At 62.9% G+C, this 13,378-nt stretch carries 13 protein-coding genes; 8 read left to right on the top strand and 5 right to left on the bottom strand.

The genetic code is table 11. The annotated features are described in order from the left end of the window. Positions 1–332: 332 nt before the first annotated feature. The gene (locus QMX97_RS15170; RefSeq protein WP_262135100.1) at positions 333–1,955 is read left to right on the top strand and encodes an argininosuccinate lyase; all 1,623 of its coding nucleotides are present in this window, start codon (positions 333–335) and stop codon (positions 1,953–1,955) included. 32 nt (positions 1,956–1,987) lie between these two features. On the opposite strand, the gene QMX97_RS15165 is transcribed toward QMX97_RS15170, so the two are convergent. Then, complete coding sequence (locus tag QMX97_RS15165; protein WP_282397170.1) at positions 1,988–3,202, bottom strand: cation:dicarboxylase symporter family transporter; 1,215 nt, start codon at positions 3,200–3,202, stop codon at positions 1,988–1,990. A 117-nt stretch (positions 3,203–3,319) separates the two neighbouring features. Here QMX97_RS15165 and QMX97_RS15160 point away from each other — a divergent pair, with 117 nt between their 5' ends. Then, a complete protein-coding gene (locus QMX97_RS15160; RefSeq protein ID WP_201145032.1) occupies positions 3,320–4,249 on the top strand; it encodes a LysR family transcriptional regulator in 930 nt (309 codons plus the stop codon). A 98-nt stretch (positions 4,250–4,347) separates the two neighbouring features. Here QMX97_RS15160 and QMX97_RS15155 read toward each other — a convergent pair whose 3' ends face one another. Beyond that, positions 4,348–4,818, bottom strand: coding sequence for a GNAT family N-acetyltransferase (locus QMX97_RS15155; RefSeq protein WP_065907653.1), 471 nt, complete (start codon positions 4,816–4,818; stop codon positions 4,348–4,350). Between the two features lie 174 nt (positions 4,819–4,992). Here QMX97_RS15155 and QMX97_RS15150 point away from each other — a divergent pair, with 174 nt between their 5' ends. Next, positions 4,993–5,328, top strand: coding sequence for a hypothetical protein (locus tag QMX97_RS15150; protein ID WP_282397169.1), 336 nt, complete (start codon positions 4,993–4,995; stop codon positions 5,326–5,328). Here the strand turns inward: QMX97_RS15150 and QMX97_RS15145 are convergent. Further along, entirely contained in the window at positions 5,318–6,931 is a 1,614-nt protein-coding gene (locus tag QMX97_RS15145; RefSeq protein WP_120448893.1) for a hybrid sensor histidine kinase/response regulator, read from the bottom strand. The two genes, QMX97_RS15150 and QMX97_RS15145, sit on opposite strands and share 11 nt — an antisense overlap. Positions 6,932–7,045: 114 nt before the next feature. Between QMX97_RS15145 and QMX97_RS15140 the strand changes: the two genes are divergently transcribed. Further along, positions 7,046–7,648, top strand: a complete 603-nt coding sequence (locus QMX97_RS15140) for a response regulator transcription factor (protein WP_106803541.1) — start codon at positions 7,046–7,048, stop codon at positions 7,646–7,648. Here the strand turns inward: QMX97_RS15140 and QMX97_RS15135 are convergent. Further along, a complete protein-coding gene (locus tag QMX97_RS15135; protein ID WP_120448894.1) occupies positions 7,645–8,079 on the bottom strand; it encodes a GNAT family N-acetyltransferase in 435 nt (144 codons plus the stop codon). The genes QMX97_RS15140 and QMX97_RS15135 overlap by 4 nt on opposite strands. A 258-nt stretch (positions 8,080–8,337) precedes the next feature. Between QMX97_RS15135 and QMX97_RS15130 the strand changes: the two genes are divergently transcribed. From QMX97_RS15130 to argE, 4 genes are read left to right on the top strand one after another with little or no spacing between them, the layout of a single operon-like run. Continuing rightward, the gene (locus QMX97_RS15130) at positions 8,338–9,627 is read left to right on the top strand and encodes an NAD(P)/FAD-dependent oxidoreductase (RefSeq protein ID WP_282397168.1); all 1,290 of its coding nucleotides are present in this window, start codon (positions 8,338–8,340) and stop codon (positions 9,625–9,627) included. A 24-nt stretch (positions 9,628–9,651) separates the two neighbouring features. Then, on the top strand, positions 9,652–10,062 hold the full coding sequence (locus tag QMX97_RS15125; protein WP_010171793.1) for a RidA family protein: 411 nt from the start codon (positions 9,652–9,654) through the stop codon (positions 10,060–10,062). 10 nt (positions 10,063–10,072) lie between these two features. Continuing rightward, the gene (locus QMX97_RS15120; protein WP_282397167.1) at positions 10,073–10,750 is read left to right on the top strand and encodes a DUF1028 domain-containing protein; all 678 of its coding nucleotides are present in this window, start codon (positions 10,073–10,075) and stop codon (positions 10,748–10,750) included. Then, a complete protein-coding gene (argE, locus tag QMX97_RS15115; RefSeq protein ID WP_282397166.1) occupies positions 10,747–11,892 on the top strand; it encodes an acetylornithine deacetylase in 1,146 nt (381 codons plus the stop codon). Before QMX97_RS15120 ends, argE begins: the two co-directional genes overlap by 4 nt. Before the next feature lie 509 nt (positions 11,893–12,401). Here the strand turns inward: argE and QMX97_RS15110 are convergent. Then, positions 12,402–13,313: a LysR substrate-binding domain-containing protein gene (locus QMX97_RS15110; protein WP_065907639.1), complete on the bottom strand. Its 912-nt coding sequence runs from the start codon at positions 13,311–13,313 to the stop codon at positions 12,402–12,404. Positions 13,314–13,378 lie beyond the last annotated feature (65 nt).

Raw genomic sequence — 13,378 nt, 5'->3', positions numbered from 1 at the left:
GCCGCTGCGCGCCCCAACGCGGGGCAAGCCCGCTCACCACAATAGCCCCCGTTCACCACAACAACCTCATTCACCACAACTGCCCCCGCTCACCACAACAATCTTATTCAACACAACAGCCCTCTCCCTACAACAACCTCATTCACCACAACAGCCCCTCACCCAACACCCCCCTTCATTCAACGCAAACCCTCCCAACGCCATACCTAAAACCTCTGCCTTCAACACTTACTATATATTTTCAATCTGCAAACAGACCCGATAGCCTGATCCTGCCGCCTGTGCCCTGCGCCCGGCTGGCCCCCAATTCCAAAAATAAATCGGGTACTCCTGTGAACACATCCCCCCGCGCCCTGAAAAGCCTGCTGCCTCTGGCGGTGGCCTTCGCCCTCTTCAACAGCTTCGGCGCCCAGGCGGCCAACACCGGCGAATTGCCGTGTACCACCACCGAACAATGCGCGGCCCAGGCGGCGAAAGTCGGCGCCACGCCCGACAGCTCGCAAACCGAACACAAGGCCAAGGCCGATCCGACCCAGACGCAATTCGCCTGGCTGAATCGCATCAACAAAGCCTCGATCGTGATGCTCACCGAAGAAGGCATCGTCAAGCCGGACATGGGCCAGAAGATCGCCGGCGGTGTGCGCTACGCCATTGCCCAGGCCGATCAGCCCGGCGGCACGCGCCCCAGCGATGTGCTGCAACTGGAAAAGATCATGACCGACAAGATCGGTCCCGAGGCCTCGCTGATCCACTCCGGGCGCAGCCGCCAGGACATGCTCGCCACCTACCGCCTGGCCGCGTTGCGCAGTCAGGTGCTGGCCTACAGCGAGGCACTCAACGCCACGCGCCTGCGCCTGCTGAACATTGCCGACAAGAACGTCGACACCCTGGTGCCCGCCTACACCAACGGCGTGCAGGCCATGCCGATCAGCTATGCCCACTACCTGCTGGCCTTCGAAGCCGCGTTTGACCGCGATGGCCAGCGCATCCGCGAACTGTACGCACGCTTGAACAAGAGCCCGATGGGCACCGCAGTGTTGGCAAACTCGGCCTACCCGCTGAACCGCGAGCGCCTGGCTGAGTTGCTGGGGTTTGATGGCGTGCGCGAGAACTCGCTGGATTCGAGCCAGGTGTCGACCTACGACATCCCGATCGAAGCAGCCAACCTGGCGTCGTCCTCGGCGATTCGCGTCGGCGCCATGATCGGCGACATCCACACCCAGTATCACCAGATCCGCCCGTGGCTGCTGCTCGATGAAGAAGCCACCTACACCAGCAGCGCCATGCCGCAAAAACGCAACCCCGGCTTGCTGATGCGGGCGCGGGAGACCGCCTCGGACGTGGTCGGCCTGGCCCAGGCCGTGACCTTGCGCGCGCATAACGTCACCACCGGCATGACCGACTACAAGTTCGCGTTCGATTCGCTGGGCGTGTTCCGCTCGACCAAGGAGATGTTCCAGGCCATGGACGCAGTGCTCGACGCGCTGCAGATCAACCCACAGCGGGCCCTGGAAGAACTGGAGTCGGAGTGGACCACGTCGATGGAGCTGGCCGACACCCTGGAGCGTCAATACAAGGTGCCGTTCCGTATTGGTCACAGCTTTGCCTCGCTGATCGTCACCGAAGCACGCAGCAACGGCACCACGCCGAAGACCTTCGCTTACGCCGACGCACAAAAGCTGTATAGCCAGGCAGCGGACAAGTACAAGTGGACTCCCAACACCTTGCCGCTGGACGAGGCCGGTTTTCGCGCGGCGTTGTCGCCGACCACCATGGTCCAAACCCGCAAAGGCACCGGCGGCCCGCAGCCGCAGGAGGTCAAGCGCATGCTGGTGGAGGCGCGCAAGACGCTGGAAGCGGATCAGCAGTGGCTGAAGGAGCGGCGTGAGAAGCTGCAAAGTGCAGAAGGCAACCTCGACAAGGCCTTCGACAAACTGGCCAATACCAAAGGCTGACCCCTCACCAGTAGGAGTCGGCTTGTCGGCTCCTACTGGGTGGGCAGTGCCTGTTTCAACACCTCACGATCAATCGACTTCTGCCACCCGCAAATCGCCAGGCACGCCACGCAGTTGCCCAGCACATTGGTCAGCGAGCGGCACTTCATCAAGCGCTCCACTCCCAGCAGCAGGCCCACCCCTTCCAGAGGGACCAGTTGCAGGATGTTCAAAGTGGCGATCAAGGTGAACAGCGCCGACCCCGCCACACTGGTGGAACCCAGTGACGTCACCAGGCAGATCACCAACACCGCGAGCAGCTCCGGCAGGGCAATCTCGACCCCGGCCATATGCGCCAGGAACATGATCGCGGTAGTCAGGTAGAGGTTTGTCCCGGCCAGATTGAAGGTGTAGCCGGTGGTCAACACCAGGCGCACTAATTGGCGATCGCAGCCCAGGGCTTCGAGTTTATCCACGCAACCGGGAAGTGCCGCCACGGAAGAACCGGTGAATGTCACCAGCAACAACTCTTCTTTCAAATAACCCATCAAACGCGTGAGCTTTATTCCAACTAAACGCGTAATAAAGGCCAATACCACGACCACAAATAACGCACTCACCAGGTATATAACCAGCACGAACTTCAACAGCGGCAAGACCGAACTAAGCCCATATTTACCCACCACAAACGCCATCGCCCCAAACGCCGCCAGCGGGGCAAACGTCAAGATTATCCGCAGTACGAAAAATACCCCCTGCACGCCCGCCTCCAGCCAGCCCAGGCAGCGATTGCCGAGGCTGCTGCCGCGCCCCAGCAGCAGCCCGCAGAGCACGGCGGCGAACATCACTTGCAGCACCAGGCTCTGGGTAAACACGCGGTACAGCGTGGAGGATGCCGACAGCAGCGACAGTTCATGCAGGAAGCTTTCGGGCGGTAACGGCGGCGCCGAGACCGCGCTGGTCTCGAGGTTGAACACCCAGCCCGTGGCCATGCCCAGCATCAGCGCGGCACACGACATCAACTGGAAATACACAATGATGCGCCGTACGACATGGCGGTGCTGCGGCGCGCGCTTGATACCGGCAACACCGGTGGACACCAATACAAACAACAGGAACGGCATCAATAAGCCGACGCACTTGATGAAACCGTCACTCAACACTTTCATTTCAATCGCCAGGCTCGGAGACACCAGGCCCAGCGTCATGCCAAGTGCGATGGCAATCAAAATAGGCAGGGTGGCGTTCTTGGCGTATCGGGTCGGCATCGGTACTCCAGCCTGTTTTTATTTATTGTTATTGTCGCTGCGCGCCGCTTTCGGCATATTGGGCGCCTGGCCGCTGCCGGCCGCAAATAATAAAGTCTTGTCACGGGATATACCACCATGGAACTTCGCCATTTACGCTATTTCATCATGGTGGCTGAAGAGCGACATTTCACCCGTGCCGCTGCGCGCCTGAACATGCAGCAACCGCCCCTCAGCCAGCAGATCCGCGCGCTCGAGCAAGAGCTGGGCTTCGACCTGTTCAAGCGCCACCCCAAGGGCGTCGACCTGACGGCCGGTGGCCTGGTGTTTCTCGATGAAGCGCGGATCATCCTCGCCCGTGTCGAACAAGGCTCGCTCAAGGCGTCCCGCGCCGCCCAGGGCATCGAGGGCACGCTGGTGATCGGTTTCACCAGCTCCGCCGCCGCCCACCCGCTGATCCCACGGATCATTCGCGCGTACCGCGAGCGCTACCCCGGCGTGGAACTGTCGATCAACGAAGGCAGCGCCCGGGAAGTGACCGAGGACAGCGTCGAAAAGCGCATCGACATCGGCATCCTCCGCGCGCCGGTCAGCACTCACCAAAGCCTGACTTTCCACCGCCTGCTCAACGAAGCAATGCTGCTGGCGCTGCCCACCGGCCACCCACTGCTGAAAGCCCCCGGCACCGACATCGCGCTCGACGCGCTCAAGGATGAACGCTTCATCCTCGTGCGCCGCCCCGGCGCGCCGGGCATGTACGCCAACCTGATCAAGGCCTGCCAGAACGGCGGCTTCGAACCGAAGATCGCCTTTGAAGTGGAGCGCATGCTCACCAATCTCAGCCTGGTGGCCGCCGGTGAAGGCATCTCGGTAGTCCCTGCGTCGATGCGCGACGTACACCGCGAAAGCGTGGTGTATTGCCGGATCAAGGACGCACGGCCGAAGCTGCTGGCGCCGATTACCCTGGTGCGGCGCACATTCAATCCATCGGCGCCGCTGCAGAACTTTATCGGGCTGGCGCGGGAATTGGCCGGGGTGTATCGCAAGCAGGCGCTCAATCCACACTAAACAGCGTCGCACTCACCTGGCGCGGCACCCGATAGACATAGATAGCGGTCGGTCATCCGGCTTGTTTGCCGGCAAGCCGCCCCCTACAAAGTGTGGTCTCAGGGGCTGAGCTGTTTGGTCATCGGGATACATGCCAGCTGCAAACCGGACGGCGAATGGTAAATCGCCTGCTCATCCCCCACGTACCCGCACGCCCGATAGAAACTGGCCGCATTCAACGTCGAGTCCAGGACCAATGCGGTCATGTCGAGCTCGCGTGCCAAGTCTTCCAGAAACGCCAGCATCGCCTTGCCATAACCGTGGCCGGTGTAATCGGGCAACACGAACAGCGCGCCCACTTCGTTATTGCGCGGGTCGAGCATTCCGGTGGCTACCGCCTCGCCGTTGACCCAGCCCAGGTAAAACGGTTGATCCATCAGGGCGTCGTAGCCGTCCTCGGCTTTACCCCGCGTCCACAGCAGCATTTGCTCGGACGTATAGGCGCCGATACATTGGCTGCGAATGGCCCGCAAGCGGATGTCGAACGCCACCTGGGCGTGCTCCGGGGTGGCGCGTTTTATCTCCAGCATGTGCATCTCCCTGCATGAAATCATCGTGCCACTAGCACACTTGTGCTAATCGACCGCTTCCCCCGGCGGCGCTATATTCGCCGCCACTTCCAACGTTCCCCAGGCACCGCGCATTCATTGCGCGCGGGTTCGTTGTGCGTTGGAAAAACCATAACAACCCAAGGAAGAATCACCATGAAACTGCACGCCTCCATTACCCGTCTCACCCTGCTCGGCGCCCTGATCATCGGCGTCGCCGGCTGCAGCAACGTCAAGCCCAACGAAGACCACCTCAAGACCCTGTCGGAAACCAACCTGGGCGAACCGGTCAAGCGTATTTCCAATGTACGCAGCGATTCGATGACCACCTACTACATCGCCAGCGCTGCCTCCGGCGAGTACAACTGCTCGGTGCCCAGCGGCGCCAGCGGTGGCTTGTTCACGGTGGCCAGCTTTGGCTTGATGAAGCCCGCCGCTTACTGCCAGCCCAAGGGCGCACGCGGCAACGCACTGCAAGGGTTCACCCAGTAACCGTCTCCTGGCTCAGGTCCCGCAGGGTGCCGCGCAGTTCAGCGGGACGCACGGGCTTGGAGAGAATGGCGATCTGACGGTCGTGCAAGGCGGCCTGGATTTTCTCCACATCGTGCCCGGTGAGGATCAGGGCAGGGACCGCCCAGCCGCGTTGTTCGCGCAGGGCATCGATGCATTCGATGCCGGTGGCGTGATTCCCCAGGTCGTAGTCGGCGACGATGATGTCGCAATCGCTGACCAGGTCGCGTCCCGATGATTCGGCCTGGACCACGCAGCCCCAGCGCTCCAGCAGGGCCTGGGTGGCGAGCAAGACGTTGTGATCATCTTCCACCAGGCACACTTTCAAACCGGTCAGCAGGCCCGCCTGGCGCGTTTCGTCGCGGGCGGCCGGTGCACGCGGTGCGGTGGCGAGGGTCAGGCCGTAGAGGCTCACGGACGTGCCATGGCCAACCCGTGAACGCAGGCTCACGTGTACCCCCATCAACTGCCCCAGGCGCTTGACGATGGACAGCCCAAGGCCGACGCCTTCGACGTCTTTGTCACGCAGGTGGCGTACCCGATAAAACTCCTCGAAGACCTTTGACAGATGCTCCTCGGCAATCCCCCGACCCCGATCATGCACCTCCACCGCCAAGCCACCGCCGCGAATGCGCACGCCGATCAACACGGGACGGTGCGCACCGTATTTGAAGCAGTTGGACAGCACGTTCTGCACCATGGTCGCCAAGAGCGCCGGGTCGACCAGCACCCAGTATGCGCAAGGCCGCAGGCGCAATTCCACGCCGGCCCAACGCGCCGCCTCGGCGTTCTGGCGCACCAGATCAGCGAGGAATTCACCCAGGTGGATCGCCTGGTATTTGGGCAACAGGCGGCCGTTGTCGAGGGTGTAGAGGTCGAGGATCGAGCGGAACAACTGCGACACGTTGAGCAGCGAACGGTCGATGTTGTCCACCAGCCGCCGCTCTTCATCGCCGAGCCTGGCTTCGCGCAGGCACGCAGTGAACAGGCCGATGGAGTGGATGGGCTGGCGCAGGTCATGACTGGCCTGGGCCAGGAACCGGGACTTTTCCAGATTGGCCGCGATGGCTTGTTCGGACGCCTTGCGCGTACGTTCCAGGAGGATATGCGCGTACACCGGGATCACCGTGCTGGTGATCATCAGCATCAGCACCATGAAGGGTTGCGCCTGCCATACCGGCGTGAGCCGGTACACCACCAACAACGCCAGCAACGCCAATGCCGTGGCAATCGCCAGGTAGCGCGAGCCATAGCGCATGCCGTTGCCGAGGTTGACCCACACCATCACCGCATACAGCGGCAACGCCGCCTCACCGCCGATGACCATGCCGAACGAGGTGCCGGTGTAGTCGTGGAGCATGCCGAAAATCCGCCGCGCCGGGTAATGCCCGGGCCACCGCGCGATGACCTGGCGCAAGACGATGGAGGCCAGCAGGAACAGCACGATGTACAGGATTACCGGCAGGTAGGTGTCCAGCGACTGTCCGGGCAGGAAGCCCAGCGCGCCGATATACACGATAGCAATGGCGGCCACCACGATGCGCAGGTTGGCCTGGTCGAGTTCGGAGTTGGTCTCAAGACTCATGGGTTACGTCCTTGTGCGGCAGTCAACAAATCCATCATGCCCCCCAGGCAGAACCTGGGCGCGGTGGTAAGGTAGCATGCCAGCGCACAACCTTGCCCCAGGGAGGAGCACGCCATGACCGATCGCATCATCATCGCCGACGACCATCCGATGTTCCGTGAAGGCATGCGGCGCACCGTGCAGCGCTTGCTGCCCGAAGCCGTGGTGCAAGAGGCCGGCGACCTGGACACGGTGCTCGCGCTGATCGGCGACGGCCACGACGTCGATACGCTGATCCTCGACCTGCGCTTTCCCGGCCTGACCTGCATGAGCCAACTGGTCGAGCTGCGCCAGCGATTGCGGCGCACCACCCTGGTCGTGGTGTCGATGGTCGATGACCCGGCGCTGATCGATCAAGTGATGGCCCTGGGTGCCGACGGGTTTATCGGCAAGAACATCGCCCCCGACGAGATCGGCCAGGCGCTGCTGGCGATCCGCGAAGGCGAGGTGCTGGTCAAGTTCGCGCCCTCTGGCCTGCTGCCCCTCGACACTCACACCCTCACCACCCGCCAGCAGGAAGTGCTGCGCCTGATCGCCCAGGGCAAGACCAACAAGGAAATCGCCAAGGCCCTGGATATCTCGCCGTTTACCGTGCGCATCCATGTGTCGTCGCTGCTGCGCACCTTGGATGTACCCTCGCGGGCAGCGGCAGCGGTGAAGTATTCCGGCGAGTTCTAGGCGTTTTCATTGCCCGGGCGCGTGAAGGAATACCGGTCGATATCGGTGCGCAGCTTCCAGCCTTGGCCCTGCCAATACTGGGCGGCGTGGGTGTTGGTCTTGAACACGTCGAGGTGGCATTTGTGGATACCCAACTGTTCCAGCGCCTCAAGGCAGCGCCGGGTCAACGCCTGCGCGAGGCCTTGGCGACGGTAGTCCGGCAGCACCAGCAAGTGCTGCAGATACCCGCGACGCCCGTCATGGCCGCACATGACGCACGCGATCAATTGGCCTTCGATTTGCGCGACAAAACTCATCCCGGGGTTGCGCGCCAGGTAGCGCTCGGTGGCCTCGCGGGAGTCGGCATCACGCAGGGAGATGCCGGGGGTGTTTTGCATGAGGGTAAGCACGGCGTCGTAGTCGGACGCGGTCATGACGCGAATGTCAGGCATGGCGAAAACCTTGTGGAAGCGGGCGTGCCCGCGCTGTCGGTGAGTCAGATGGAACGCTATCGCCGGGCAGATTGCAATCGCGGGCAAGCCCGCTCCCACATCGAAAGGAGGAGGCCCGTTAACACCGCGGGCGACGGCTCTGCATCCGATATTTATGCTCACTTCCCAGCTTAATAATATTTTATTAATAACCGCCCTCCCCCTAGCCTTGAAGTCATGCCCGAGCTGAATCCAACTGCATTACGGAAGGACAGACACATGACTGTAGCGATAACAAAAATAGACACCCTGGTGGTGGGAGCCGGTCAGGCTGGCGTGGCCATGAGCGAGCATTTGAGCAAGCAAGGCGTGCCCCACCTGGTGCTGGAACGCAGCCGGATTGCCGAGCGCTGGCGCACCGGGCGCTGGGATTCGCTGGTCGCCAACGGGCCGGCCTGGCACGACCGCTTCCCTGGCCTGGAATTCGATGACGTCGCCGCCGATGGCTTTGCGCCAAAAGAACGGGTGGCGGATTACTTCGAGGCCTATGCACGCAAATTCAACGCGCCGATCCGTACCGGCGTGGACGTGACCTCAGTGGTGCGCAATGTCGGCCGCCCAGGCTTCACCGTGCACACCAGCGAAGGCGTGATCGAAGCCAACCGCGTGGTGGCCGCGACCGGGCCTTTCCAGAAGCCGGTGATCCCGGCGATTGCGCCCAAGGACACCGCGCTGCACCAGCTGCATTCCGCCGACTACCGCAACCCCGCGCAACTGCCGGCCGGCGCCGTGCTGGTGGTGGGCGCCGGCTCGTCCGGTGTACAGATCGCCGATGAACTGCAGCGCTCCGGTCGCCAGGTGTACCTCTCAGTCGGCGCCCACGACCGCCCGCCGCGCGCTTACCGCAACCGTGATTTCTGCTGGTGGCTGGGCGTGTTGGGCGAGTGGGACCAGGCGGCGATGAAACCTGGCCGCGAGCACGTGACCATTGCGGTGAGCGGCGCCCATGGCGGCAAGACCATCGATTTTCGCGAGTTGGCCCAGCACGGCATGACCCTGGTCGGCTTGACCCAAGCCTTCAACGGCAGTGTCGCCACCTTCCAGCCCAATCTGGTCGAGAACCTGGCGCGCGGTGACGAGAATTACCTGGCCCTGCTGGATGCGGCCGATGCCTATATCGAGCGCAACGGCCTGGACCTGCCGCTGGAGCCTGAGGCGCGCCGTGTCTTCCCCGATGCAGACTGCATCCGCCAGCCAATCCTGGAACTGGACCTGGCCAAGGCCGGCATCACCTCGATCATCTGGGCCACCGGGTTTGCCGTGGATTACAGCTGGCTGCAAGTCGACGCATTCGACGCTGCCGGCAAGCCGCAACACCAGCGCGGCGTGTCCAGCGAAGCCGGAATCTACTTCCTTGGCTTGCCCTGGCAGTCACGTCGCGGCTCGTCGTTTATCTGGGGCGTGTGGCACGACGCCAAGTACGTGGCCGACCACATCGCCATCCAGCGCCAATACCTCGAATACCGCGACGCCGCCCCGGTGGCTCACAAAACACCTGTCAGTGCCTGACCCTTATTTTTCGGAGTTTTCCAGATGCCTACCCACACTCGCATCCGCATGTTCAACACCAAGGAAACCTACCCCAACCAGAGCCTGGACAATGACCTGTGCCAGGCCGTGCGCGCCGGCAATACCGTGTACGTGCGTGGCCAGGTCGGCACCGATTTCGACGGTAACCTGGTCGGGCTCGGCGACCCGCGCGCCCAGGCCGAACAGGCCATGCGCAACGTCAAGCAACTGCTCGAAGAAGCCGGCAGCGACCTCAGCCATATCGTCAAGACCACCACTTACCTGATCGACCCGCGCTACCGCGAGCCGGTGTACCAGGAAGTCGGCAAGTGGCTCAAGGGCGTGTTTCCGATCTCCACCGGGCTGGTCGTCTCGGCCCTGGGCCAGCCGCAGTGGCTGATGGAAATCGATGTGATCGCGGTTATTCCCGAATAAGGAGCTGCCCATGACGTTTTCCATCGTCGCCCGATGCGCCGACACCGGCCAGTTGGGTATTGCCATCAGTTCCTCAAGCATTGCCGTGGGCGCCCGTTGCCCGTGGCTGCGCCCCGGCGTGGGTGCGGTGTCGACCCAGAACATCACGCTGCCGGCGCTGGGCCCGGACGTGCTCGATTTTCTCGAACAAGGCCTCGCCCCTGCCGAGGCCATCGACACCGCGTTGACGCGTAATGGCTACAGCCAGTACCGACAGCTCACGGCCATTGATCACCTGGGCCGCAGCGTGCATTTCAGCGGCAGCGAAACCCTCGGCACCCACAACGCCGTGTCGGGAGAGCAATGCGTGGCGGCCGGCAATATGCTCGCCGACCGCGCGGTGATCGACGCGATGGTCACCGCCTTTGAACAGGCCGAAGGGCAGTTGGCGGACCGACTCCTGGCCGCCATGCACGCCGCCATCGCCGCCGGTGGCGAAGCCGGCCCGGTGCACTCCGCCGCACTGGTGGTGGTGGGCGAACTGACCTGGCCGATCATCAACCTGCGGGTCGATTGGGCGGACGAGGCGCCAATCGGCGCGCTGCAAAAACTCTGGGACGCCTACCGCCCGCAAGTGCAGGACTACATCGACCGCGCCCTCGCCCCCGACCGTTCGCCCGGCTACGGCGTGGCCGGAGACGAGCGATGAGCCAGAGCCAGGCGTTGCTGCGCACGCTGGTGGGGTTCGATACCACCAGCCGCGAATCCAACCTGCAGTTGATCGAGTTTGTGCACGATTACCTGGCGAGCTTCGGCGTGGCCAGCGAGCGGATCTACAACGAGGACCGCAGCAAGGCCAACCTGTTTGCCAGCATCGGCCCGGTGCAATTGCCCGGCATTGTGCTGTCCGGGCATACCGACGTGGTGCCGGTGGACGGGCAGCCCTGGACAGTGCCGCCGTTCGAGTTGACCGCACGCGACGGCAAGTTGTTTGGGCGTGGCACGGCAGACATGAAGGGCTATATCGCCTGTGTGCTGGCGCTGGTGCCGGCGTTGGTCGAGGCGCCGTTGCGGATGCCGGTGCATATCGCCCTGTCGTATGACGAAGAGGTCGGCTGCCTCGGTGTGCGTTCGTTGCTCAAGGTGCTGGAGCAACGCCCGGTGAAACCGATGCTGTGCATCATCGGCGAACCCACCGAGCTCAAGCCGGTGCTGGGTCACAAGGGCAAGTTGGCGATGCGCTGCGACGTGCATGGCGAGGCCTGCCATTCGGCCTACGCGCCTTACGGGGTGAATGCGATTGAACATGCCGCCGAGTTGATCGGTGAACTGGGCCGCATCGGGCAACAGCTGCGCGGCACCCAGGACGCGCGGTTCGATCCGCCGTTCAGCACTGTGCAGACCGGCGTGATCAGTGGCGGCAAGGCACTCAACATCGTACCCGCCGATTGCCGCTTCGACTTCGAGATTCGCGCGTTACCGTCGCAGGACCCAGGCGAGGTGGCCGACGCGTTGAAAGCCTATGCCACGCAGCAGGTGCTGCCGCGCATGCAGGCGGTCAGCGCGCAGAGTGCGATTCACTTTACCGAGCTGTCGGCCTATCCGGGGTTGGTCACCGACGAACGCAGCCAGGCCGCAGAGTTGATTGCCGCGTTCAGTGGTTCACGTGAGTTCGGCACCGTGGCCTTTGGCACCGAGGGTGGCTTGTTCGATGCGGTGGGCATCCCCACCGTGGTATGCGGGCCGGGGAGCATGGACCAGGGGCATAAGCCGGATGAGTTTGTGAGTATCGACCAACTGGCGGGGTGTGACGCCATGCTGCGGCGGATGCTCGATTCAATCCGTGCGTGAACCGCCCATCTGCAGGCAACACAGGTCACCAATGTGGGAGCTGGCGTGCCTGAGATAGCGGTACGTCCGCCACATCCGGGGCGACTGCTCCACCGCCATCGCGGGCAAGCCCGGCTCCCACAATGATCTCCTCTACTGTGGGAGCTGGCTTGCCTGCGATAGCGGTACATCCGCCACATCCGGGCAACTGACCCACCGCTTTCGCGAGCAAGCCCGCTCCCACATTTTTGCCCTGCGCTCACTCCAGTAAGCGCGCGCTCTTCCGGCAGCCCCCCTCTACTGTGGGAGCTGGCTTGCCTGCGATAGCGTCACATCAGCCACACCTGGGGCGACTGACCCACCGCCATCGCGAGCAAGCCCGGCTCCCACATTGATCTCCTCTACTGTGGGAGCTGGCTTGCCTGCGATAGCGTCACATCAGCCACACCCGGGGCGACTGACCCACCGCCATCGCGAGCAAGCCCGGCTCCCACATTGATCTCCAGTGCTTGCCAGAAAACCGTGCAGATTCACCCCAGCAAGCGCGCCAGTTCTTCGCGGCAGTAATCCACAAACAACTGCACCGGCTTGGTCAGCGGCGCCCGGCGCAACCACACCGCCGACAACCCCGACCCGGTCACCGTCTCCGCCAGCGGTACGCACGCGACTTTCTGCCCATCATAGGTGTACTCGGTAAATGGCTTGGTCACCAGAATCGAAAAGCCAAAGCCCCGTCCCACCATGCCCCGCACCATCTCGATCGACGGCGAGCTGAACACGATATTCGGCGTCAGCCCGCGCTCTTCAAAGATGCTCACGAAGTACGTGCGGCTCGGCAGCACGTCCAACAAGATCATCGGCTCCAGCACCAAATCCGCCAGGGATACCTTGGCCTGCTGCGCAAAGCGGTGATCCGCCGGCAGCAACGCGTACGGCTGCTGCGGCGGCATCAGCGGCGTGGTCTCGATGGTCGCGCCCAGGTCATGTTCGAAGAGCATCGCCACATCGATACTGCCCGCCGTCAGCGCCTGTACCAGTTCTTGCTGCTCGCCGTCACGGATGCGGATTTCCACCCCCGGCCAGCGCGCCTTGAAACCGGCGATCAAACGCGGCAAGTACAGCGGTGCCACCGTTTCAAAACAGCCGATATCGATCTGCCCCGCGACCACGTCATTGTCGGCCAGGGCGTTCTGTTCGAACTCATGGGCCACCCGCAGCAGCTCCAGGGCCTTGCGATAGAAGCGCGCGCCGCTGGGGGTGAGTGACACGCCCTGGGCGTGATGGCGGATAAACAACTGCACACCAAAGCTGTCTTCGAGCTGCTTGATCGCAGTGGACACCGACGGCTGCGCGATATACAGCTTGCGCGACGCTTCGGCGACGCTGCCGCACTCGGCCGTGGTGACAAAATATCTGAGTTGGCGCAAGTTGTAGGCAGCCATCGGGACCTCCAGAAACGTGGGACTTCGCCCGCAAAACAGGTGTAGGCAACATACCGGAGCGCGTC

The sequence above is a fragment of the Pseudomonas sp. PS01298 genome (assembly GCF_029959745.1).
Classification (GTDB): Bacteria; Pseudomonadota; Gammaproteobacteria; order Pseudomonadales; family Pseudomonadaceae; genus Aquipseudomonas; species Aquipseudomonas aylmerensis.
Note: the sequence above shows the minus strand (reverse complement) of the source record. Positions and strands in the feature narration are given on the sequence as shown.

Bases quoted from the DNA above. Each gene is read 5' to 3' on its own strand.
- argE (WP_282397166.1), top strand. From the start codon at position 10,747: ATGAGCCAGAGCCAGGCGTTGCTGCGCACGCTGGTGGGGTTCGATACC.
- QMX97_RS15155 (WP_065907653.1), bottom strand. From the start codon at position 4,818: ATGCTGGAGATAAAACGCGCCACCCCGGAGCACGCCCAGGTGGCGTTC.
- QMX97_RS15125 (WP_010171793.1), top strand. From the start codon at position 9,652: ATGCCTACCCACACTCGCATCCGCATGTTCAACACCAAGGAAACCTAC.
- QMX97_RS15140 (WP_106803541.1), top strand. From the start codon at position 7,046: ATGACCGATCGCATCATCATCGCCGACGACCATCCGATGTTCCGTGAA.
- QMX97_RS15120 (WP_282397167.1), top strand. From the start codon at position 10,073: ATGACGTTTTCCATCGTCGCCCGATGCGCCGACACCGGCCAGTTGGGT.
- QMX97_RS15145 (WP_120448893.1), bottom strand. From the start codon at position 6,931: ATGAGTCTTGAGACCAACTCCGAACTCGACCAGGCCAACCTGCGCATC.
- QMX97_RS15160 (WP_201145032.1), top strand. From the start codon at position 3,320: ATGGAACTTCGCCATTTACGCTATTTCATCATGGTGGCTGAAGAGCGA.
- QMX97_RS15165 (WP_282397170.1), bottom strand. From the start codon at position 3,202: ATGCCGACCCGATACGCCAAGAACGCCACCCTGCCTATTTTGATTGCC.
- QMX97_RS15150 (WP_282397169.1), top strand. From the start codon at position 4,993: ATGAAACTGCACGCCTCCATTACCCGTCTCACCCTGCTCGGCGCCCTG.
- QMX97_RS15135 (WP_120448894.1), bottom strand. From the start codon at position 8,079: ATGCCTGACATTCGCGTCATGACCGCGTCCGACTACGACGCCGTGCTT.
- QMX97_RS15110 (WP_065907639.1), bottom strand. From the start codon at position 13,313: ATGGCTGCCTACAACTTGCGCCAACTCAGATATTTTGTCACCACGGCC.
- QMX97_RS15130 (WP_282397168.1), top strand. From the start codon at position 8,338: ATGACTGTAGCGATAACAAAAATAGACACCCTGGTGGTGGGAGCCGGT.